Raw genomic sequence first — 19,399 nt, 5'->3', positions numbered from 1 at the left:
CGATCAGGTCGAGGTGGGAGAGCCGGGGCCATCGGCGTGCCTGCCGCCGAGGTTGCGCTTGAGCAGCGAGGAGAAGGAGGGCTGCGCGGCCTGCAGCGCCGCGCCGGCATCGGCCTGTGGCGGCATCACGTGCAGGGTGCGGATCTGCTGGCCGGTGATGCCCAGCACCAGCCACTGGCGGTCCTCGTCCTGGCCCACCTCGACGATCACGATGCGCTGGCTCGGCGCGATCACGAGCTGCGCGACGGTGCGCAACTGCCCGCCCAGCGCCGCGCCCCCCAGCGGCGTGCGTTTCAGCAGCCACAGCACGACGGGGATCAAGGCCAGGATGGCCAGGAACCAAAGGAGTGGGACGAGGCTGTTGTTCATGGCCGGCGACTATAGCCGCCGAAGGGTCTCAGGCCTTGCTGAGGCGGCGCATGCGTTCGGAGGGGGTCACGATGTCGGTCAAGCGGATGCCGAACTTGTCGTTCACCACCACCACCTCGCCTTGCGCGATCAGGTAGCCGTTGACCAGCACGTCCATCGGCTCGCCGGCCAGCGCGTCCAGCTCGACCACCGAGCCCTGCGCCAGCTGCAGGATGTTCTTGATCGGGATGCGCGTGCGGCCCAGCTCAACCGTCAGCTGGACCGGGATGTCCAGGATCATGTTGATGTCGCTGCCCGGCAGGTTGCCCGGCGTCGGCGCGAAGTTGGTGAAGGCCGCCGGCGCGACCTGCTCGGCCACCGGTTGCACCTCGGCCGCGACCTCGCTGCCGCCGCCTCCGCCAGCTTCCGCCAGCGCCGCCGCCCATTCGGCGGCCATCGCGTCCTGTTCGTCCATCGGGGTGTTGTCAGCCATTGCGGGCTCCCAGCCAGCCGGCATCCGGGCCGGTCAGCATCTTTTCAATCTTGATCGAATACTTGCCGTTCGAAGTGCCGTAATGGCAGTCGAACACCGGCACGCCGTCCACCTTGGCCTGAATGATCTGCTCCAGGTCCAGCTCGATGAAGTCGCCCGGCTTGAAGGCCAGCAGCTGTTCCACCGTCGCGGGCGCCTTGGCCAGCTCCGCCACCAGCTCGACCTCGGCCGACTGGATCTGGTGCTTGAGCAGGTTGACCCAGCGACGGTCGGGTTCGCTTGAGTCGCCCTGCGTGGTGCTGTACAGCACGTCGCGGATCGGCTCCAGCGTCGAGTACGGAATGCAGAAATACACCGTGCCGCTGGTCTCGCCGATCTCCAGCGTGAACGAGGTCGAGACGACGATCTCGCTGGGCGTGGCGATGTTGGCGAACTGCGGCTGCATCTCCGAGCGCTGGTACTCGAGCTCCAGCGGATAGATGCCTTTCCAGGCCTTGAGGTACTCCTGGATGATCACTTCGACCAGGCGCAGGATGACCCGCTGCTCGGTGGCGGAGAAATCGCGGCCCTCGATGCGGGTGTGGAACTTGCCGATGCCGCCGAACAGCGAGTCGATCACCGCGAACACCAGCGTCGGGTCGCAGACGATCAGCCCGCTGCCGCGCAGCGGCTTGACCGACACGATGTTGAAGTTGGTCGGCACCACGATCTCGCGCAGGAAGGCGCTGTACTTCTGCACCTTGATGCCGCCGATGGCGACTTCCGGGCTCTTGCGGATGAAGTTGAACAGCCCGATGCGGATGTTGCGCGCGAAACGCTCGTTGATGATCTCCATCGTGGGCATGCGCCCACGGACGATCCGTTCCTGGCTGGCGAGGTTGTACTCGCGGATGCCGCCGGTCTGGACCTCCTCGGCCTCGAGCTTCTGGCTCTCGCCGGTGATGCCCTGGAGCAGGGCATCGACTTCGTCTTGCGACAGGATTTGCTGATTCATCGCCTGATCCCTTCGGGAGGTCCGCTCACTGCACGATGAAGGTGGAGAAGAGCACCTGCGTCACCGGGCTCTCGACCGGGCGCTTCTTTTTCTTCTTTTTCTTCGGCGCGGCGTCTTCGTCCTCTTCCTCGTCGTCGAGCTCGATGCCCATCGGACGCACCGACTCGCGGCGGATCTCGCGGGCCAGCTTCTCCTTGCCTTCGCCGCTGAGCAGCTCGGCCGAGGTCTTGTGCGACAGCACGATCAGCACGTTGTTGCGGATCGCCGGCATGTAGGCCTTGAGCTGGTCGGCGAACTTGGGATCGGCCACCTCCAGCGTGATGCCGATCTGCGCGAAGCGGTCGACTTCCTTGTCGGCCAGGTTCACGGTGAACGGATCCAGCGGGACGAAGGTCGGCGGCGTGCCGGGCTTGGCGTGGGCGGTGGCCGCAGGCTTTTCCTCGGCGGCGCCTTCCTCGTCCTCGGCATGGGACTTCTTCTTCATCATCAGCAACGCGGCGACGCCCACCAGCACCACCACCAGGACGATGGCGATGATGATGATCAGCTTCTTCTTGCCGCCGCCCTTGACGGCGGCGTCGTTGCCTGCGGCGGCTGTGGCCATGGGCGCTCCGATGATGAAAAAAATGGATCCGGCGGGGAACCGGACCTGACGATCCGGCAATGGCTCCCATTGTGGAGCGCCGCCCCCGCGCTCAACGCGCGAAAAGGCGGCGGATTCCGGTCAGACTCGCGGACCGTCAGGCGTACAGGTCGACCAGCCCGCGCGGCGCGGTGCGCCGTTCGCCACGGCCGGTGGCCGCGACGGCCCCGTCGTCGTCACCGCGGCCGCCGCGGCGACCATTGCCGTTCGACGCGCCGTCCGGGCGGCCGTCACCGCGATTCTGTCCGCCTTGGGAGGAGGTCTGGGCGAACACCCCGCCACCGCTCAGGGTCAGCCCCTGGGCCTGCAGGGCGGCCGCCAGGTCGGGCAGGGTGCGTTCCAGGACTTCCCGGGTGGCCGCCTGCTGCGCATGGAAATTCACCTGCGCCTGCTGGCCGTCCAGCTGGATGTTGATCGACACCGGGCCCATCTCGACCGGGTTCAGCTGGAGCTGGGCCTCATGGATGCCGTCCTGGATCAGCAGGCTGACGCTGGCCGAGAGTTCGGGCGCGAAGTCGGGGCTGTCCATCGGCTGGCTCAGCGGCACGCTGGGCGCCTGGGCCGGCGCGGCGCTGTCGGCCCCGGCGGTGCCGGCAGCCGGAGCGGCCTGCTGCGCCGCGGCAAGCAGCGCCTCGAAGCTCGGCGTCGGGCCCTTGGCGGCGCCGTCGGCCATGGTGATCTCATGCGCGCCGCCGGCGGCAGCCTGCAGGGTGTCGGTCCGGGTCGACGCGTCCGCGCCGTCCGCGGCGCCCGGCTGGCCGGCCGCGGCCTGGCTCAGCTCGCGCTGGAGCTGCTGGCGCTCGCGCATCGCGTCGCCGGTGGTGAGCGGCTTGCCGTGGGCGTGGGCGCCGCCCGGCAGGGCCTCGCTGCCGGCTTCGTCGCCGGAGGCGCCGCCGCGTGCCGGCTTGGGCTCGGCCGGGGCTTCGCCGCGCAGCATCGCCAGGATCTGCTCGGCGGAGGTGGCGCCGCTGTCCTTGGCTTCCTTGGTGGCCTTGCGGTCCTGGCCTTCGGCGTCCTGGCCGGCCACGCGCTCCGAGCCTGCGGTGTCGGAGGCGGCGGTTGCCGTGGCGTCCGGCGCATCACTGGCATCGGCCGCATCGCTCTGATCCGCGGCGTCCGCCGGGTTGGCACGGTTCGCCGCGCTCGCACGGGCCGGCGCCTTCGCGTCCTCGGCCTTGTTGACGCTTTGGCGGGCCGCGGCATTGCGGGCGGTCAGCTTGTTCTCTTCCTTCGCGGCGGTGTTCTCCGGCGACCGGGCGGGCGGGGTGGCCGGCCGGGGCGCGGGCGCCGATTCCTGGCGCTGGGCCTGCTGGCGGGCGTCGAGCTGCTGGGCTTCCAGCTGGCGGGCCTGCTGCTGCGACTGGGCCTGCTGGGTCGCCAGCTGCTGCGATTGCAACTGCGCCATCGTCGAGCGGGCCGACTGCGCCGATTGCTGCTGCAGCTGCTGGTTGCTCTGGTTCAGCAGGCGCGAGAAGTCGGCCGAGCCGCCATCCTTGCGGCCGGCGGGGGCGGACGGCATCGCGCCGAGGCCGCCCGGCAACGCGGGGGTGTTCTGGATCTGCGTCATGACGGGAAAAAAGGGTTCCGGCGACCGGATCGCGCTCAGGCGACCAGGCGCGACATCGGGTTGCCGCCGCGCGAGGCCGCGCGGGCGGCCTGCTCGTCGGTGGCGCGTTGTTCCTGGCGCATCTGAGTGCGCAGCGTCTCGGCGCGACGGCGCTCGATCAGCTTGCGGACCGAGGCGACACGCAGTTCGCGCTCGCGCAGCAGGTCGCGGGCGGCGCTCAGGCGCTGGTCGGCGTAGTCGGCGATGCCGCTCTGCTGGCCGATCGCCTGGTCCAGCCGTTGGCCGAAGTTCTGGTAGCAGCCCAGCAGCTGGACCGTGGTCCGCTGCGCGAATTCCTGCGACCAGCGGCTGCGGTAGTCCGTGCGGTATTGCGCCAGTTGGTCATGCTGGTTGCGGGCGGCGTTGGCACGCGCCTGCGCCTCCTGCAGATGACGCAACGCTTCATCGCGCTCGGCCTCCGCGCGTTCGAGGAGAACGGTCAGGGCCTGCAAGTTGGAACTACTCATGTCGATGACCTCGCTTCACGGATGTCGGCAGCTATCACGCAAAGTTGAGTGTGGCGGTCAACTGGTTGAGGCAATCGTTCAAAGAAGCGGGGGAATGCATGTCTTGTTGGAGCAATCGGTCCATGTCGCCATGCAGGCGCACCGCCAGGTCGAGTTCGGGATCGTGCCCCGGCTGGTAGGCGCCGAGCTGGATCAAGTCGCGCGCCTTGTTGTATTTCGCGAGCAATTGCCGGAATCGGCGCGCCAGTTCGACGTGCCGCTTGTCGGCGACGCTGGTCATGACGCGCGAGATCGAGCGCTCGACGTCGATCGCGGGGTAGTGCCCGCTCTCGGCCAGTTCGCGGCTCAGCACGATGTGGCCGTCCAGGATGCCTCGGGCCGCGTCGGCGATCGGGTCCTGCTGGTCGTCGCCCTCCGACAGCACCGTGTAGAACGCGGTGATCGATCCCTCGCCCGCCAGGCCGTTGCCGCTGCGTTCGACGAGTTGCGGTAATTTGGCGAAACAAGACGGCGGATAGCCCTTGGTTGCCGGCGGTTCGCCGATGGCGAGCGCGATTTCCCGCTGCGCCATCGCATAACGGGTCAGCGAGTCCATCAGCAGCAGCACATGCTGGCCGCGATCGCGGAAATGCTCGGCCACCGCGGTCGCGTAGGTCGCGCCCTGCATGCGCAGCAGCGGCGGCGCATCGGCCGGCGCGGCGACGACCACGCTGCGGCGCAGGCCTTCCTCGCCCAGGATGTCCTCGATGAATTCCTTCACTTCGCGGCCGCGCTCGCCGATCAGGCCGACGACGATGACGTCCGCCTGCGTGTAGCGGGCCATCATGCCCAGCAGCACCGACTTGCCGACGCCGGTGCCGGCGAACAGGCCCAGGCGCTGGCCGCGGCCGACGGTCAGCAGCGAGTTGATCGCGCGCACGCCGGTGTCCAGCGGGCGGCGGACCGGGTCGCGGTCCATCGCGTTGATGGGGCGGCGCACCATCGGTTCGTCGCGGACGTCCACCAGCGGGCCGCCGCGGTCCAGCGGATGGCCCTGCGGGTCGACGACGCGCCCCAGCAGGCCGTCGCCCATGGGCAGGTGCAGGCCGCGGTCCTCGTCGCGGCGCCAGGGATGGCGCTCCTCGCCGAGCACCGGCCCGTGCAGCGCGGCGGGTCGCGGCAGCACCATCGCGCCGCTGGCCAGGCCCTGGATCTCATCGGTGGGCATCAGGTAGGCGCGGTCGCCGGAGAAACCGACCACCTCGGCCGTGACCGGGCGCTGGCCGCGGCGCGGCGCGGCGGCGGTGGAGGGCATGTGGATCTCGCACACCGAGCCCACCGGCACCTTCACGCCGGTGGCCTCCAGCACCAGGCCGGCCACGCGCACCAGCTTGCCCTGCGGCTCCAGCGCCGGCGCGTTGCCGGCGAAGGCCTGCAGGTCGTCGAAGTACTGGGCCCAGCGGTCGGTGCGACTGCTCATGGTTCGCGGTCCCCGCTGTTCTGGTAGCCGTGCGGCAGGCCGCCGTACTGGCTGGGGGTCGGATCGTTGCGGAAGTCCAGGCGCGCTTCCTGGGCCACCTCGGCGGCGCTGCGGCGGTCCTCCCAGACGGAGGCCTGGCCCAGCGCGCCGACGGCGGACTGCCAGCGCGCCGGCAGCGAGGCGTCGACGCTGCAGATGTCGGCGTCGACCTTGACGCCGCCCCGGGCGATGGACGGGTCGGGAATGACCTGCGCCTCGCGGGCGCGCAGCTCCTGGCCGGCGCCGTCCAGCACCAGCGGCAGGTCGTCCGGATGCACGCGCACGCGGACGTGGCGGGCGTTGATCAGCAGCGCCTCGACGGCGTCGTGCGCCACCCTGGAGACCAGCTCCGGCGCGGTCGACAGCTCGTTGCGCACGACCTGGCGGGCGAGCTCGACGGCGGTGCGGGCCAGCGCCTCGGCCATGCCCTGCTCGATCGCGCTCAGGTCCTGGTCGAAGCTGGCGACCAACTGCCCGACCTGCGCGCTGATCTGCTTGGCGAAGCTCTGCTTGAACGCGTCCAGCGCCGCCATGCCGTCGCGGTAGCCGTCCTGGTAGCCGGCCTGGCGGGCCTGCTGCATCAGTTCGTCGATGCTCGGACCGGGGGGCGGCGGCGGGGGCGGGGGCTCGACCGGCGCGGGCGCGCTGACGGAGGGCTTGCGCGGCGGCGCGGCGCCGTCCAGCGTGCCCGGGTTCCAGGCGGCGAAGCCGGACAGTTCCTCGCGCGGAATGATGCGGCTGTAGGTGTTGCCACGCGGCGCGTCGCCCTCGGGGCGGGGCGGCGGCGGGACCTGGCGGGGCGGGCGGGTGACCATCGGTTCGGGTGTCGGTCGCTATCGAGGGCGTCGAGGGGGCGTCGGGTTTACAGGAACTGGTCGTCGCCGCCGCCGGCCAGCACGATCTGGCCTTCGTCGACGAGGCGGCGCACCACCTTGAGGATTTCCTTCTGCTCGGCCTCGACCTCGGACAGGCGCACCGGGCCGCGCGATTCCAGGTCCTCGCGCAGCGTCTCGGCGGCGCGGGTGGACATGTTGCGGAAGATCTTCTCGCGCAGCTCCGGGCCGGCGCCCTTGAGCGCGACGATGAGCGACTCGGACTGCACTTCCTTGAGCACCGCCTGGATGCCGCGGTCGTCGATCTTCTCCACGTCCTCGAAGGTGAACATGTTGTCCATGATCTTCTGGGCGAGGTCGGAGTCGGCTTCGCGGATGTAGTCCAGCACCGAGGCCTCGACGCTGGTGCCCATCATGTTGATGATCTCGGCCGCGGTCTTGACGCCGCCCAGGTTGGACTTCTTCATGCGTTCGCCGCCGGCCAGGATCTGGCCCATGACCTCGTTGAGGTCCTTGAGCGCCATCGGCTGGATGCCGTCCAGCGTGGCGATGCGGATCAGCACCTCGTTGCGCTGGCGCTCGGTGAAGACGCGCAGCACCGAGCTGCTCTGGTCGAAGTCCAGGTGCGACAGGATGGCCGCGACGATCTGCGGGTGTTCATTGCGCAGCAGTTCGGCGACCGAGCCCGGGTCCATCCACTTCAGCGACTCGATCGAGGACACGTCCGAGCCCTGCAGGATGCGGTCCAGCAGCAGGTTGGCCTTGTCATCGCCCAGCGCCTTGCGCAGGACGGAACGCACGTACTCGTCGGTGTCGCTGACCAGGGTGCTCTGCGACTCGGCGACGAGGTCGAACTTGTCCAGCACCTTCTCGACGCGGTCGCGCGGCACGACCTTCATCTTGGCGATGGTCTCGCCCAGCTTCTGCACTTCCTTCGGCGACAGGTGCTTGAAGACCTCGGAGGCCTCTTCCTCGCCGAGGGACATGAGCAGGATGGCCGCGTCTTCGACGCCTTTGTCGTCCATGGTGATGTCTCGCTATCGATCCTGAGGCAGGGTTCCCGGCAGCGCCGCTCAGCGGCGGCCGCCGGCCGGGGAGGTTTCCAGCTCTTCGCCGTTGACCCAGGCGCGCATGATGTTGGCCACCGCGACCGGGTTCTCCTTGGCCAGCAGGCGGGCCCGCTCCAGCTTGTCGTTGGAGATCGGCGCCTCCAGGGCCGGCAGGCCACCGGGACCGCCCAGCGCCAGTTGCTCGTTCTCGACCACGCTGAGGCCGTTGTTCCCGGCAGTGTCGTCCTTCTGTTCGGCCGGCGGCGGGAAAGCCGCCTTGAGAGCAGGGCGAACCAGCCCGAACACGGCGATCAGCGCGATCAGTACCAGGGCGGCCGGCACGGTGGCATCGCGGGCGATGTCACGCAGCCAGGGCTGCTGCCACAGCGGCACGTCGGCGGGCTCGACCTTGTCGGACACGAACGGGGTGCTGATCACCTTGACCGAATCCCCGCGCTCCTGCGAGAAGCCCAGCGCCTCCTTGACCAGCGAATCCAGCTTCTGGATCTCGGTCTCGGACAGCGGCTGGCTGGAGGTCTTGCCATTCTTGTCGGTGACCGTCTTCTGGTTGACGACGACCGCCGCGTTCAGCCGGCGGACCTGGCCGATCGCGTTGCGGGTGACGCGCACGGTGCGGTCCAGCTCGAACTGCGTGTCGTTGTTGCGGCGCATGTTCTGCGTGCCGCCGGATTGACCGGCCGGCTGCAGCGGCTGAGCCTGGCCGTTGATCGGCGCGGCCGCCTGCGGGGGCACCTGGTTGGTGGTGGCGCCCGGCACGCCGGTGGGCACGCCGGCGGTGCCGCCGGACTGCTCTTCCGAGGTCAGGCGGCGCACCGCGCTCTGGGTGTTGGGGCCCTGGTTGGGACGGTATTCCTCGGCGGTGGACTCGACCTGGTTGAAGTCGACGTCGGCGGTGACCGTCGAGCGCAGGTTGTCGCGGCCGACCACCGGCTCCAGCAGCTCGGCGATCCGCTTGTTCAGGTTGGCTTCGACCTGCTGCTTGTACTGCAGCTGCTGGCTGTCCAGGCCGGTGGCGTTGCCGTCGGGGTTCTGGGAGAGCAGGGCGCCGGTGCTGTCGAGCACGCTGACGGCCTTGGGATTGAGTTCGGGCACCGACGAGGACACCAGGTGGACGATGCCGGCGATCTGGGCGCGGTCCAGGGTGCGGCCACCGCGCAGCGTCAGCATGACCGAGGCGCTGGGCTTCTGCTGTTCGCGGAAGAAGCCGTTCTGCTGCGGCATGGCCAGGTGGACGCGCGCGTCGGCGACGTCGGCCATCGCGGTGATGGTGCGGGTGAGTTCGCCCTCGAGGGCGCGCTGGAAGTTCAGGCGTTCGTTGAACGCGGTCTGGCCGATGGACTGCTTGTCCATCAGTTCGAAGCCGACGATGCCGCCCTTGGGCAGGCCGGCCGAGGCCAGCTTCATGCGCAGGTCGTAGACCTGGTTGGCGGGGACCATGATGGTGCCGCCCGGCTCGTTGCGGTAGGGCACATTCATCTGCGCGAGCTGCGCGATGACGGCGCCGCCGTCCTTGTCGGACAGGCCGGAGAACAGCGGGCGGAAGTCCGGCTTGGCCGTCATCATCGACATCGCCACGATCACCGCGAGCAGCGCGGCGACGCCGCCGCCCAGCATCAGCTTGCTCTTGGTGGGCATCGCGGCCAGGCGCTGGGGCAGGCCGGCCGGTTTGGCGGTCTGCTGCACCTCGGGGAGTCCGGCGGCGGGGCTGCTCAGGGCGTTGTCCATGGGGGTGTACGGCTCGGGTCGAACGATCGGCGGGGTGCGCCCAGGCGGACGCCTCGGCACAGGTCAGGATTATTTCGATCGGGGCCCTCAAGAATGTTCGGAACAGGCCGAAGAAGCCCCCCCAGTTCGGAGCTATGGCCGGCGGCGGCCTCCGTACGATGCATGCCGTGGACCTGAAACTCAAACCCTTCGACTTCGCCAGCGCGGTGGCCCGTGCCGGATTGACCCCCCAGGGTCAGCCGGTGGCCAAGGCCGCGCCCGGCGGCACCAGCTTCGCGGATGCGATGAGCTCGGCGCTGAAGTCGGTCAGCACGCAGCAGAACGAGGCGTCGCGGCTGCAGCGGGAGGTCCAGCTGGACAACCCGACGGTGAGCCTGGAGGAGACCATGGTCGCCATGCAGAAGGCCCAGATCGGTTTCCAGGCGACGCTGCAGGTGCGCAACCGGCTGGTGTCGGCCTACTCGGAAATCATGAACATGCAGGTCTGAGATCGCCACGACGGCGCGCATCGGCGCCGATCGGGCGTGAAAAAGCCGCCCCAGGGCGGCTCTTGTCATTGGCGGACCGGATCGGCTGTCCGGACCCGCCGGTGCGCCGACGCGGGTCGGCAGTGGGTCGGATCGACCGCTTCAGCTGCTGCGACGCATCAACCGTTCCCGCTTCTGCGCCTGGTCGATGAAGACCTGCAGCGCGCGGGCGGCGGTCGGGGCCAGCGAGACGAAGGCGCAGCCGGCCTGGTGCGGAGCGCCTTGTTCGCCCTGCGTCAGATGCTGGACCCGCAGCAGCGTCGCGAAGCTGACTTCGCGCTCGAGTTCCAAGGTGCCGGTGATCTCCTGGCCCGCCTGCGGCACCGGCACCACGTGGGCCGGCCAGTGCAGCGCGACGCCGCCGGCGCTCACGTTGACCACGCGGATCCGGGGCAGGTCGGCGTCGGCCAGTTTCAGCGCCGGATACAACTGCCCGGCCGAGGCCACCCGGTAGGCCTGGCGCCGCTGGAAGCGGTACAGCCGCAGCGGGACCGGGGCGCGCAGCACCTCGGCGCCGTCCCCGCGGATCGCGACCAGCCCGGAGAGGTCGAACTGCAGCTTGATCCGGTCCAGGTAGGCGGTGGCCACCAGCTCGTCGCTCGCCAGCACCGGCGCCAGCGTGTCGCCGGCCCGCGGCGCTTCCATCGTCAGCATGCCGCGGGGCGTATCGAGGGCGCGCAGCACCGTGTGGATCGCCTCGCCCGCCGGAGTGGACAGCTGCAGGCGCGCCTGCGACTGCAGCAGCTCGCGCAGCCAGTTCATGATCTCGCCGGGCGCGTCCAGCCGGTAATCGGCGTCCGCGGCATCGGCGGGAGGGGCGGGGACTTTCAGGTCGCTCAAGGCCAGCATCCGGCTGCAATCGTTCAGAAAAATTCTCCCGCATCCCCCAAGGCAAACGCCGCGCCGCCCCCATCCGTTCGAGGGGCCGGTCGCGGCGCTGGCGGACGATCCGGGGCCGGTCGCGTGACCGAAGTCTCGAATCGCCGGGGCGGTCGATCGCGGCGAGACCGGCGCAGCGGTCGTCGGAGCGATCGTCGGGCCGGTCAGTGCACCGTCTTGGATTTGCCCTTCATCAGCTGGTCCAGGTCCTCCAGCCAGGGTTCGGCCAGGTGGCGGATCTCGGCGTCGTTGACGAGGATGCGCTGCATGATGCGGGTCTTGAGCTGCGCCTCGTCGGGGCCCAGCTGCTGGCTGCCGGCGGCGTGCTTGAGCTGCGAGATCAGCAGCACGCAGGCGCCTTCGAGCTTGACCACCTCGTCCCAGTTGCCCGAGCGGGCGGCGCTCAGCATGTCGGCGCTGGCTTGCTCGATGGCTTCGTAGTAGCTCAACAGTTGGGTGCTCATGAGGCGGTCCGGAGTGGTCGGGGCGGCGTGGGCGGCGGGGGCTTGGGGCTTGGCGGTGTACTTGGACATGGAACTTCTCAAGTCGTCAGGCTGGAGGGGAGCGGGGCCGGATCAGGCCGCGACGCGTTGTTCGGCAGCGGCCGGGGCGATGCTGGCCCAGGCTTCGCGGATCGGTTGCAGCAGCTTCACGCATTCCTCGACGGCGACGTCGTCGCTGCGCAGGTTGGCGTGGGTGAGCCGCATGCAGATGTAGGCATACAGGTCGCGCAGGTCCATGGCCAGCTCGCCCGACTCCAGATTCAGGGCCGCCTTCAGGCCCTCGTCCAGGATGCGGACCGCGCGGCTCAGGCTGCGGTTCTTGGCGTCGACATTGCCGGTGCGGATCGCGCCGATGGCTTGCGTCATCGAATCGAAGGCGCCGTCCAGCAGCAGAGTCACCAGGCGGTGCGGCGAGGCCGTCATCACGTCCGTTTCCACGCCGACGCGGTTGTACATGCTGCTGGCGCGTTGACCGTGGGAAGCGAAGGGGGAGGAGTTGCCGTACATGATGTGCTGCTGGGGTGTGCTGTAGTGCTTGAATCAGTTTTCGGCCCCCGCTGGCCCAACTTGAGCCTCCCCCGTGTCGAATTTGTCTCGAAATTCTGCGCGCCTGGAGAAAAACAAAAGCCTCCGTGAGGAGGCTTGTCGGCGGTCTTTTCGAAGCGCCGGAGAAGGGCGGTCGCGACGGTCCAGTTCCGAGGGCGATCCGCACCCCGCACCGATCACGCCGCGCCCGCGGCCTCAGCTGCTGCCCAGCATGCTGGTGATCTTGTTGACGTAGCTCTGCATGTCGTTGAGCTTGGCCATCTGCGTGTCCAGCGCCGTGTACTGGGCGCGCACCCGCTTCTCGTAGGCGGCGGCGCGGTCGTTGAGCTCGTCCACGCGCTTGTTGTTGGCGGTCACGCGCGACTGCAGCCCGGTGGTGCGGGTGGTGATGGAGCCGTCGAAGCCGGTGACCTGGTCGGCGAAGGCGCGCCAGCGGGTGGCGATGCCGTTGTTGTTCGGGTTGGCGGTGTCCACGCCCATGAACAGGTTCTTCAGGTCGCTCATGCTGCCCAGCGCGCTGGTCAGCTTGGTGTCGTTGACCTTGATGGTGCCGTCGGCGCCGATGTCCAGGCCCAGGTCCGACAGGCGGCCGAACTTGCCGCCCAGCGTGCTGCCCGCGGCGGTGATGTTGCGCAGCTGGCTCTGCAGGCCCACCGCGGTGCTGTCGCCCTGCAGCGCGCCGGCGGTCTTGTTGGCGTCGTCGTACTTGGTGTCGTTGCGCATCAGCGTCATCAGGCTGTTGTACGACGTGACGAAGTCGTTGATCGCCTTCTTGACGCTGTCCTTGTCCTGGCCGACGGTGACGGTGGACTGCCCGGTCTTGAGCAGGTTGATCGTCAGGCCGTCGACGGCGCCCTCGATGTTGTTGGAGGCGGAGCTGATCGCCAGGCCGTTGATCGTGAGGTTGGCGTTCTTGGCCGCGGTGTTCTGCGTCATCGACGAGATCGAGGCGGTCGGGTCGTAGGCCAGCGCGGACAGGCCGCTGGCGTCGGCGCCGTTGCCGTCGTCATCGGCGGTGGTGATGCGGAAGCCGTTGGCCTCGCCGGTGTCGCGCGAGCGGATCACCAGGCGCGAGCCGGTCGCGTCGGTGACCACCGAGGCCAGCACGCCGGCGCCCGAGGCATTGACCTTGTCGCGGATGTTGGCCAGCGTGTCGGTCGACGAGATGGAGATGCTGACCGGCGTCGCGCCGTCCTTGCTGGTGAAGGTGGAGTTGTTGGTGCCGCTCCACTGGCCCAGTTCGATGGTCATCGAGCCCGAGCCCACCGTCGCGTTGTTGGCGAAGCCCTTGCTCGAGAGCGACTGCGCCGAGGCGAGGTTGGCCACGTCCAGCGCGTAGGAACCGGCGCCAGAGCCGGCGCCGGCGATGACGGTGGCCATCGTCGTGTCGGAGGAGGTGGCGGTCAGCGCGGACCAGGTGGTCGGATTGGCCAGCTTGGCGGCCGCATCGCGCATCGCGCTGAAGGCGCTCTTGATCTTGCCGTACTCGGAGATCTGCGACTTGATGGTGTCGGTGCGCGACTGGAGGTCGGTGATCGGCTGCTTTTCCAGCGACACCAGCTTCGTGACGATGCTTTCGACGTCCAGACCGCTGCCCAGACCCGCGGAGGTGATGCTTGCCATCGTGCGAACTCCCTGTGACCGTGTTCCGGCTCCCTGGCCGGAAGCCCCATGCGCGACAGGGCCTCGCGTGATTGGCGTGAGGCCCTGTCCTGCATATCGGCGTCAGGCGATCCGACTTTAGGACGGAGGCCTGGCGCTTTGATTGCGTTTTTCTATCAACCCTTGAGCAGCGACAGCACTTGCTGCGGCAGCTGGTTGGCCTGCGCGACCATCGCGTTGCCGGCCTGCTGCAGGATCTGCGCCCGGCTCAGGTTGGAGGTCTCGACCGCGAAGTCGGCGTCCATGATCCGGCTGCGGGCGGCGGTCTGGTTCTCATAGGCCACCTGCAGGTTGGAGATCACCGCGTCGAAGCGGTTCTGCGTCGCGCCCAGCGTCGCGCGCTGGCTGTTGACGGTGTCCAGCGCCGTGTCGATGTTGGCCACCACGGTGGCGATCGCCGCGGCGTCCGCGGTGCGGTCGATCACCGCGCGGCCGGCGCCGCTGGTGTCCGAGCCGGAGACCTGGGTGATCGTGGTGTCGGCCGACATGTTGGGCGTCGTGACGGTGATCTCGTCATTGGACGTGGTGTTCGGCCCGACCTGGAAGGTCTGCGGCAGCGACGCGTCCTGGCCCAGGATGTACTTGCCGTTGAAGGTGGTGCCGGCGGTGACCCGCTGGATTTCCTTGGCCAGTTCGCCGAATTCCTTGTCCAGCGAATCCTTGTCGCTGTCCGCGTTGGTCGCGTTGCGGGCCTGGATCGCCAGTTCGCGCATCCGCTGCAGCGAATCGGCCACCTTGCCCAGCGCGCCTTCAGCGGTCTGCGCCAGCGAGATGCCGTCGTTGGCATTGCGCATCGCGACCGACATGCCGCGGGCTTGCGCGTTCATCCGTTCGGCGATGGCCAGGCCGGCCGCGTCGTCCTTGGCGGAGTTCACCCGCAGGCCTGAGGACAGGCGCTGCATCGAGGTCGCCAGCGACGACTGCGACGAGTTCAGATTGCGTTGCGCGTTCAGCGAAGCAATGTTGGTGTTGATGGTCTGTGGCATTGATGCACTCCTGCGGAGATCCTGTCCTGGCTGCGATCCCGGTTAGGTGGGTCGGTTCCCGACCTCGCCTGCCGATCCTCGCTGCGCCATCGCAGTCATTGTTCGGATCTGCCGGTTGGACCGGTGGTCGAGCGGTACTTCATGCTCGATGGATGCCATTGTGCGAAAGCTGCCACCCCGTCGATGGGCCGATTAACGGGCGGAAAACCGTCCATTACGAAGCCAATGAAAGAAGGCCCCGCACCAGTCCCGGGGGATGGTGCGGAGCCTTTGGAAGGCCGGCCGCGAGGACCGGCGCTTGAGGAGTCAACCGGGGAGGGCGCCGGACGGCGCCCGCGTGTGGGGATCAGCTGCGCAGCAGCGACAGCACTTGCTGCGGGAGCTGGTTGGCCTGCGCCACCATCGTGTTGCCGGCCTGCTGCAGGATCTGCGAGCGGCTCAGGTTGGCGGTTTCCGCGGCGAAGTCGGCATCCATGATGCGGCTGCGGGCGGCGGTCTGGTTCTCCACCGAGACCTGCAGGTTGGAGATGATCGCGTCGAAGCGGTTCTGCGAGGCGCCCAGGATCGCGCGCTGGCCGGAGACCGTGGTGATGGCCGCGTCGATGTTGTCGATCACCGTCTTGAGCGAGTCCGGCGTCGAGGCGCTGTCGATCACGCCGCCGGTGACGGCGGTGATCGTCGCGTCGTTGGTCATGTTGTTCGTGACCACGTCCACCGAGTCGTTCGCGCTGGTGTTGGCGCCGATCTGGAAGGTCTGCGTGCCGGCATCGGCGCCCAGGATGGCCTTGCCGTTGAAGGTCGTGCCACCGATGACGCGGCCGATTTCCTGGCCCAGCTGGGCGTATTCCTTGCCGATCGAGTCCAGGTCGGAGGTCGTGTTGGTCGCGTTGCGGGCCTGCACCGCCAGTTCACGCATGCGCTGCAGCGAATCGCCCACCTTGGACAGCGCGCCTTCGGCGGTCTGCGCCAGCGAGATGCCGTCGTTGGCATTGCGCACCGCGACGTTCATGCCGCGCACTTGGGCGTTCATGCGTTCGGCGATCGCCAGGCCGGCGGCGTCGTCCTTGGCGGAGTTGACGCGCAGGCCGGAGGACAGGCGCTGCATCGACACCGACAGCGAGGACTGCGAGGACGACAGGTTGCGCTGGGCGTTGAGCGATTGCAGGTTGGTGTTGATGATCTGAGCCATGATCCATTCCTTTTGAATTCAGAGACCTTCACGGTCTCGGTCGGACGTTTGAAAAACTGTCCGACTGAGCCGGACCACGTGGCCCTTGCTGTTGACTTGCGGACCCGTTGATGCAGTTATCGGGCCGGCAGGGAATGGACTTGAGGCCTTCTTGAAAAGAAAGCGTGTAACCGCCTGTCCCAGGCGTGAAGTCGTGCCATGGCGGGCGAGCGCTTCTCTTTCACCACCCGCGCGGGATGGGGAAAGAGAAGGGGGACCGAAGTCCCCCTCGCGGGCGTCTGGCTGACGAGGATCAGCGCAGCAGGGCCAGCACTTGCTGGGGCGCCTGGTTGGCCTGGGCGATCATCGCGTTGCCGGCCTGCTGCAGGATCTGCGCGCGGCTCAGGTTGGCGGTTTCCGAGGCGAAGTCGGCGTCCATGATCCGGCTGCGGGCCGCGGTCTGGTTCTCGACCGAGATCTGCAGGTTCGACACGATCGCGTCGAAGCGGTTCTGCGAGGCACCCAGCTTCGAACGCTCGCTCGACACCGTCTTGATCGCCGCGTCGATGTTGTCGATCACGGTGGCCAGGTCGGTCGTCGTCGACGCGTTGGTGATCGCGCCGCCGGTCACGCCGGTGATGGTCGTGTCCGTGGTCATGTTGGTCGTCGTGACGTCGACCGAGTCGTTGGCCGTGGTGTTGGCGCCGATCTGGAAGGTCTGCGTGCCCGAATCGCCGGCCAGGATGGCGCGGCCGTTGAAGGTCGTGCCGCCCAGCACGCGCTGGATTTCAGAGCCCAGCTGCGCGTATTCCTGACCGATCGAGTCCAGGTCGGAAGTGGTGTTGGTCGCGTTGCGGGCCTGCACCGCCAGTTCACGCATGCGCTGCAGCGAATCGCCCACCTTGGACAGCGCGCCTTCGGCCGTCTGCGACAGCGAGATGCCGTCGTTGGCGTTGCGCTGGGCCACGTTCATGCCGCGGACTTGCGCGTTCATGCGGTCGGCGATCGCCAGGCCGGCGGCGTCGTCCTTGGCGGAGTTGACACGCAGGCCCGAGGACAGGCGCTGCATGGAGACGGCCAGGGAGCTGGCGCTCGTGCTGGTGTTGCGCTGGGCGTTGAGCGACAGCAGGTTGGTGTTGATGACTTGGGCCATGATTGCTCCTAACAGCTATACGTAAATACCGGCAAAAGCGCCGAACCACACATGAGCGCCTGAGTCCTCCGATCCTCCAGCCCGCCGTGAGGCGAACCGGCCGAGGATCTCGGATGCTCCTGCTGAACCTGCCGGGCCATTTCCCGGATCGGTCCCAGTCCGACGCTAGTCAACCGTTGCCGTCCCACTCCCTCATCGGGTTGCCAAGAACGTCAGGCCTTCTAACCGGACCACGTGCCGCCTGCCTGCTTCGACTCGCCTTTGGACTCCTGGTCCTTGCTGGCTTGTCGCTGCGTTCAGCAGCCCCGTTGTTTTGGTTATCGGCGCCTGCGCCTTAGAACTTGAGGGCAATTTGTCAAGACTTTCGATCCGGAGATAAGCAGGTCTTGCAACGCGTTGTTTGTCGTTTGACCTCGACCCGGACCTGTGCCCGGGTGTCGGTCTGGCGACGGACATGAAGGGGTTAACGGCCGCTGCACGGCGGGATTGAGGGGGAATGGCGGCGCTTTTCGTGCGCTCGATCACGGGGGTGGCGCCCTAAAGTGCCTTCCGGCGCGGCCGACAAGGCGCGGCGCCGCATCCGCCCCCTTCGCCGGGACCGGTCTGGACAACGAGGCCGGACCCGATCGACGAGTTCCAACGACCATGGAGAGATCTATGCCCCTGCAATCGCAAACCGAGGCACGGTCCGCCGTGTCGATGATCGACGCGTCGATCGAGGAACAAGTTCACGGACGCATCCGTCCGGGCTCCAGCGAGGCCCGGCTGCTGCTGGCCCAGGCGCGCAATGCCGCTTATGCGCAGGCCGCGCAGGGCCGCATCGGCGACGGCGTCGCGCTGCTGTGCAACGCGCTGGAAATGGCGCCGATGAGCGTGGAGCTGCTCTCCGACGTCGGCGCGCTGCTGCTGGCCGCCGGCCAGTTGCGCGAAGCGGCGCTGTATGCGCATCGCGCCGTCGAGCTCTCGCCGCAGCATGCGCCGTCGCTCTACACGCTGGGCTTCGCGCTGTCCGGCCTGGGCGAGGTCAAGGCCGCCATCGAGGTGTTGTCCATCCTCAATGAAGGTCAGGCGCTGGACATGCTGCGCCGCGATTCCCCGGAACTGATGGCGATCGTCGACTCCGAACTGCTGCGCCTGCAGGCCGCCTGAGGCGCCCGCACTTTCCGCCCGCGGGGCAGCCTGACAGGCTGTCTCCGCCAGAAACCGCCGCCGAGCCCGTGTCCACGGGGCCTCGCGCGGCGGTTTCCATTTGCGGGCCTGTCAGCGTGTAGGAATCTGTCTGACACGGCGGTCGGCGGGCTTCGTAGCTCATCTATGCCAGCAACCTGATGTCGCGAAAAAGGGGGTTTCTTCAGAATTCATTCCATCGCAGCAACGCAACCGCCCAGGAGCCCCCAGATGAACAGCGACCAGATCCTTGCCGAGATCCGCGAAGCCAACCTGTCCTACCTGATGCTGGCCCAGAGCCTCATCCGCGCCGACCGCGAGCAGGCCCTGTACCGCCTGGGCATCTCCGAAGAGACCGCCACGCTGCTGAACACCCTCAGCCCGGCGCAGATGATGAAGATGGCCTCCGGCAACACGCTGCTGTGCCGCTTCCGCATGGACGACGACCTGGTGTGGGGCCTGCTGACCTCGCACGGCAAGCCGGCCGCCAACGACAGCGTCTCCCGCCTGCACGCCTCCATCCTGATGGCCGGCCGCCACCAGGAAGCCGCCTGATCCCAGGATCCAGGCAACGCGATTGCCGCCCGAGACCATCCGAGACCACCGGAGCCACCCCATGCGCACCAAGTCCATCCTGACCGAAGCCAAGCAGATCGAACGCGCGGTGACGCTGATCAAGCTGGGCGCGCGCCTGCAGGTGCTGGAATCGGAAACCGACCTGAGCTACGAGCGTTTGCTGCGCCTGTACAAGGAAGTCTCGGGCAAGAGCCCCAGCAAGGGCCAGCTGCCGTTCTCGACCGACTGGTTCATGACCTGGCAGCCCAACATCCATGCCAGCCTGTTCCTCAACATCCACGAGTACCTGAACAAGGTCGCGGAGATGGACGAGATCGACGTCGTCATCAAGGCCTACCAGCTGTACCAGGAACAGACCGCGGCGCAGAACCTGGAGCAGCTGCTGTCGGTGACGCGGGCCTGGCGCCTGGTGAAGTTCGTCGACAACGGCATGCTGACGATGACCAAGTGCAGCAAGTGCGGCGGTCATTTCGTCACCCACCCGCATGAGGTCGCCAAGCACTACGTCTGCGGCCTGTGCAACCCGCCGGCGCGCGCCGGCAAGGGCAAGGCGGC

The 19,399-nt window shown here is 68.1% G+C and carries 21 protein-coding genes; 4 read left to right on the top strand and 17 right to left on the bottom strand.

Features of this window, described 5'->3' with window-relative positions:
* Positions 1-3 precede the first annotated feature (3 nt).
* The 10 genes from ACTJKJ_RS26895 to fliF all read right to left on the bottom strand — a co-directional run bounded on the left by ACTJKJ_RS26895 (position 4) and on the right by fliF (position 9,677).
* The gene (locus tag ACTJKJ_RS26895; protein ID WP_183490156.1) at positions 4-369 is read right to left on the bottom strand and encodes a FliO/MopB family protein; all 366 of its coding nucleotides are present in this window, start codon (positions 367-369) and stop codon (positions 4-6) included.
* A gap of 28 nt (positions 370-397) precedes the next feature.
* Entirely contained in the window at positions 398-841 is a 444-nt protein-coding gene (gene fliN, locus ACTJKJ_RS26890) for a flagellar motor switch protein FliN (RefSeq protein ID WP_091722331.1), read from the bottom strand.
* Entirely contained in the window at positions 834-1,835 is a 1,002-nt protein-coding gene (gene fliM / locus ACTJKJ_RS26885) for a flagellar motor switch protein FliM (RefSeq protein ID WP_091722333.1), read from the bottom strand. Before fliM ends, fliN begins: the two co-directional genes overlap by 8 nt.
* Positions 1,836-1,860: 25 nt before the next feature.
* Positions 1,861-2,439, bottom strand: a complete 579-nt coding sequence (locus tag ACTJKJ_RS26880) for a flagellar basal body-associated FliL family protein (RefSeq protein ID WP_091722336.1) — start codon at positions 2,437-2,439, stop codon at positions 1,861-1,863.
* Positions 2,440-2,575: 136 nt separating this feature from the next.
* A complete protein-coding gene (locus ACTJKJ_RS26875) occupies positions 2,576-4,045 on the bottom strand; it encodes a flagellar hook-length control protein FliK (protein ID WP_297386367.1) in 1,470 nt (489 codons plus the stop codon).
* A 35-nt stretch (positions 4,046-4,080) separates the two neighbouring features.
* Positions 4,081-4,551: a flagellar export protein FliJ gene (gene fliJ / locus ACTJKJ_RS26870; protein WP_297386369.1), complete on the bottom strand. Its 471-nt coding sequence runs from the start codon at positions 4,549-4,551 to the stop codon at positions 4,081-4,083.
* A gap of 34 nt (positions 4,552-4,585) precedes the next feature.
* Positions 4,586-6,010, bottom strand: coding sequence for a flagellar protein export ATPase FliI (fliI, locus tag ACTJKJ_RS26865; protein ID WP_099861639.1), 1,425 nt, complete (start codon positions 6,008-6,010; stop codon positions 4,586-4,588).
* Entirely contained in the window at positions 6,007-6,864 is an 858-nt protein-coding gene (locus ACTJKJ_RS26860) for a FliH/SctL family protein (RefSeq protein WP_091722350.1), read from the bottom strand. The genes fliI and ACTJKJ_RS26860 overlap by 4 nt, the downstream gene beginning before the upstream one ends.
* 47 nt (positions 6,865-6,911) lie before the next feature.
* Positions 6,912-7,907 (bottom strand): flagellar motor switch protein FliG, encoded by a 996-nt coding sequence (fliG, locus tag ACTJKJ_RS26855; protein ID WP_091722354.1) that lies wholly within the window; start codon positions 7,905-7,907, stop codon positions 6,912-6,914.
* A 48-nt stretch (positions 7,908-7,955) separates the two neighbouring features.
* Positions 7,956-9,677 (bottom strand): flagellar basal-body MS-ring/collar protein FliF, encoded by a 1,722-nt coding sequence (gene fliF / locus ACTJKJ_RS26850; protein WP_091722357.1) that lies wholly within the window; start codon positions 9,675-9,677, stop codon positions 7,956-7,958.
* Positions 9,678-9,844: 167 nt separating this feature from the next.
* Here fliF and fliE point away from each other — a divergent pair, with 167 nt between their 5' ends.
* A complete protein-coding gene (gene fliE, locus ACTJKJ_RS26845) occupies positions 9,845-10,165 on the top strand; it encodes a flagellar hook-basal body complex protein FliE (protein WP_254783195.1) in 321 nt (106 codons plus the stop codon).
* 141 nt (positions 10,166-10,306) lie between these two features.
* Here the strand turns inward: fliE and ACTJKJ_RS26840 are convergent, their stop codons facing one another.
* The 7 genes from ACTJKJ_RS26840 to ACTJKJ_RS26810 form a co-directional block, all read right to left on the bottom strand.
* Positions 10,307-11,044 carry a flagellar brake protein gene (locus ACTJKJ_RS26840; protein WP_440823208.1) on the bottom strand — a complete coding sequence of 246 codons (738 nt, stop codon included), beginning with the start codon at positions 11,042-11,044 and terminating at the stop codon, positions 10,307-10,309.
* 203 nt (positions 11,045-11,247) lie between these two features.
* Entirely contained in the window at positions 11,248-11,547 is a 300-nt protein-coding gene (locus tag ACTJKJ_RS26835; RefSeq protein ID WP_091725004.1) for a flagellar protein FliT, read from the bottom strand.
* Positions 11,548-11,658: 111 nt separating this feature from the next.
* Positions 11,659-12,093, bottom strand: coding sequence for a flagellar export chaperone FliS (gene fliS, locus ACTJKJ_RS26830; protein WP_091722364.1), 435 nt, complete (start codon positions 12,091-12,093; stop codon positions 11,659-11,661).
* 234 nt (positions 12,094-12,327) lie between these two features.
* On the bottom strand, positions 12,328-13,755 hold the full coding sequence (gene fliD / locus ACTJKJ_RS26825) for a flagellar filament capping protein FliD (protein WP_440823205.1): 1,428 nt from the start codon (positions 13,753-13,755) through the stop codon (positions 12,328-12,330).
* A gap of 155 nt (positions 13,756-13,910) precedes the next feature.
* Complete coding sequence (locus tag ACTJKJ_RS26820; protein ID WP_091722373.1) at positions 13,911-14,780, bottom strand: flagellin N-terminal helical domain-containing protein; 870 nt, start codon at positions 14,778-14,780, stop codon at positions 13,911-13,913.
* A 346-nt stretch (positions 14,781-15,126) separates the two neighbouring features.
* On the bottom strand, positions 15,127-15,969 hold the full coding sequence (locus tag ACTJKJ_RS26815) for a flagellin N-terminal helical domain-containing protein (protein WP_440823202.1): 843 nt from the start codon (positions 15,967-15,969) through the stop codon (positions 15,127-15,129).
* A gap of 292 nt (positions 15,970-16,261) precedes the next feature.
* Positions 16,262-17,101 (bottom strand): flagellin N-terminal helical domain-containing protein, encoded by an 840-nt coding sequence (locus ACTJKJ_RS26810; protein WP_091722381.1) that lies wholly within the window; start codon positions 17,099-17,101, stop codon positions 16,262-16,264.
* A 657-nt stretch (positions 17,102-17,758) separates the two neighbouring features.
* Between ACTJKJ_RS26810 and ACTJKJ_RS26805 the strand changes: the two genes are divergently transcribed.
* The 3 genes from ACTJKJ_RS26805 to flhC form a co-directional block, all read left to right on the top strand.
* On the top strand, positions 17,759-18,250 hold the full coding sequence (locus tag ACTJKJ_RS26805) for a tetratricopeptide repeat protein (protein ID WP_091722385.1): 492 nt from the start codon (positions 17,759-17,761) through the stop codon (positions 18,248-18,250).
* 249 nt (positions 18,251-18,499) lie between these two features.
* Positions 18,500-18,823 (top strand): flagellar transcriptional regulator FlhD, encoded by a 324-nt coding sequence (gene flhD / locus ACTJKJ_RS26800; RefSeq protein WP_091722388.1) that lies wholly within the window; start codon positions 18,500-18,502, stop codon positions 18,821-18,823.
* Between the two features lie 61 nt (positions 18,824-18,884).
* The coding region (flhC, locus tag ACTJKJ_RS26795) for a flagellar transcriptional regulator FlhC (RefSeq protein ID WP_440823200.1) at positions 18,885-19,399 on the top strand (515 nt) is incomplete at its 3' end.

This window comes from Roseateles sp. 22389 (assembly GCF_052044995.1).
Lineage (GTDB): Bacteria > Pseudomonadota > Gammaproteobacteria > Burkholderiales > Burkholderiaceae_C > Roseateles.
This window is presented reverse-complemented; position numbering and strand designations above follow the sequence as displayed.

Bases quoted from the DNA above. Each gene is read 5' to 3' on its own strand.
- ACTJKJ_RS26895 (WP_183490156.1), bottom strand. From the start codon at position 369: ATGAACAACAGCCTCGTCCCACTCCTTTGGTTCCTGGCCATCCTGGCC.
- fliN (WP_091722331.1), bottom strand. From the start codon at position 841: ATGGCTGACAACACCCCGATGGACGAACAGGACGCGATGGCCGCCGAA.
- fliM (WP_091722333.1), bottom strand. From the start codon at position 1,835: ATGAATCAGCAAATCCTGTCGCAAGACGAAGTCGATGCCCTGCTCCAG.
- ACTJKJ_RS26880 (WP_091722336.1), bottom strand. From the start codon at position 2,439: ATGGCCACAGCCGCCGCAGGCAACGACGCCGCCGTCAAGGGCGGCGGC.
- ACTJKJ_RS26875 (WP_297386367.1), bottom strand. From the start codon at position 4,045: ATGACGCAGATCCAGAACACCCCCGCGTTGCCGGGCGGCCTCGGCGCG.
- fliJ (WP_297386369.1), bottom strand. From the start codon at position 4,551: ATGAGTAGTTCCAACTTGCAGGCCCTGACCGTTCTCCTCGAACGCGCG.
- fliI (WP_099861639.1), bottom strand. From the start codon at position 6,010: ATGAGCAGTCGCACCGACCGCTGGGCCCAGTACTTCGACGACCTGCAG.
- ACTJKJ_RS26860 (WP_091722350.1), bottom strand. From the start codon at position 6,864: ATGGTCACCCGCCCGCCCCGCCAGGTCCCGCCGCCGCCCCGCCCCGAG.
- fliG (WP_091722354.1), bottom strand. From the start codon at position 7,907: ATGGACGACAAAGGCGTCGAAGACGCGGCCATCCTGCTCATGTCCCTC.
- fliF (WP_091722357.1), bottom strand. From the start codon at position 9,677: ATGGACAACGCCCTGAGCAGCCCCGCCGCCGGACTCCCCGAGGTGCAG.
- ACTJKJ_RS26835 (WP_091725004.1), bottom strand. From the start codon at position 11,547: ATGAGCACCCAACTGTTGAGCTACTACGAAGCCATCGAGCAAGCCAGC.
- fliS (WP_091722364.1), bottom strand. From the start codon at position 12,093: ATGTACGGCAACTCCTCCCCCTTCGCTTCCCACGGTCAACGCGCCAGC.
- fliD (WP_440823205.1), bottom strand. From the start codon at position 13,755: ATGGCAAGCATCACCTCCGCGGGTCTGGGCAGCGGTCTGGACGTCGAA.
- ACTJKJ_RS26820 (WP_091722373.1), bottom strand. From the start codon at position 14,780: ATGCCACAGACCATCAACACCAACATTGCTTCGCTGAACGCGCAACGC.
- ACTJKJ_RS26815 (WP_440823202.1), bottom strand. From the start codon at position 15,969: ATGGCTCAGATCATCAACACCAACCTGCAATCGCTCAACGCCCAGCGC.
- ACTJKJ_RS26810 (WP_091722381.1), bottom strand. From the start codon at position 17,101: ATGGCCCAAGTCATCAACACCAACCTGCTGTCGCTCAACGCCCAGCGC.
- ACTJKJ_RS26805 (WP_091722385.1), top strand. From the start codon at position 17,759: ATGCCCCTGCAATCGCAAACCGAGGCACGGTCCGCCGTGTCGATGATC.
- flhD (WP_091722388.1), top strand. From the start codon at position 18,500: ATGAACAGCGACCAGATCCTTGCCGAGATCCGCGAAGCCAACCTGTCC.